Source organism: Mesorhizobium sp. P5_C1, assembly GCF_054049815.1.
In genome coordinates this window covers 1-846 of the sequence record NZ_JBFULQ010001187.1, presented here as the reverse complement: position 1 = coordinate 846, position 846 = coordinate 1, and the positions used below count along the sequence as shown (strand labels likewise).

Genomic DNA, 846 nt, shown 5'->3' with positions numbered 1-846 from the left:
ACAGCGTGCGTATCTGTCCCCCGGACAGTTCCGACAACGTTCTCGCCATCGTGCCTTCCGCCGTTCCAAGGCTGTATAGCGAAAGCGGAGCGCCACGATGACGGGCATATTTCAGCACCGCGCGGGCCATCCGGCACTCCTCTTCCAATCTGTAGGGAATGCTGCCGTGATAGTGCTGGTCAAAAAAGCCCTGGCGGGTCGCGTGCAGGGCAACCAGATCGCGCTGCAGTTCATCGCTCGGCAGAAGGCGGGCGTCGGCCACGGGCTTCCTGATTGGCATCCCGCTCTTTCCGGCCGCGGTCGCCGCGAAAAAGCCGGCTAGTCCGTTGATCCGTGGGCCGTGGTCGCACTCAGCCAGAAAGTCGTCGAGTCCACGCATCGCAGTATGCCTCCAGCACCGTTCCATTGGTGAGATGCCGATACGTCGACGGGGGAAATTCCACTAAGATAAGAGTGGTCTAATATTTCACCTTGCTCAAGTATCGGCTGAGCCAACTGGTAGGCCTGCCGGATACAGACGGCTTTCACTCGATTGTCATTTTTTCGCTAAAGTCACATCTTCTACCAATCCAGAGTTATTTGCGTGTTGTTCAGCAACCGGTGGTTCGCCACATCACGTAACGACTGGCCATTTGCCAGTAAGGAGACTGTGGATACGTGAGTACTCTTGCCCTCGACCCGACCGAGAACCGCCGTTCACACCACCAATCGCTTTCCCACAAGTATGAAAATTGGGGGAGCGTGCGGGCGGACGTCGTCAAAAGGACCGGGCTCGAACGCCAGGAGACAAGAATCCTCCAGCCAAACCATGTGTTCTTGATGAACCTGAAGGGCACGGCGTGCCGC

Annotated in this window: 2 pseudogenes; one reads left to right on the top strand and one right to left on the bottom strand. The window is 57.4% G+C overall.

The features are described 5' to 3' along the window. Positions 1–379, bottom strand: a pseudogene (locus ACXJ7R_RS34785) (class I SAM-dependent methyltransferase); the annotation flags it as partial. Between the two features lie 278 nt (positions 380–657). Here ACXJ7R_RS34785 and ACXJ7R_RS34780 point away from each other — a divergent pair. Next, positions 658–846 (top strand): annotated as a pseudogene (locus ACXJ7R_RS34780) (helix-turn-helix transcriptional regulator); the annotation flags it as partial.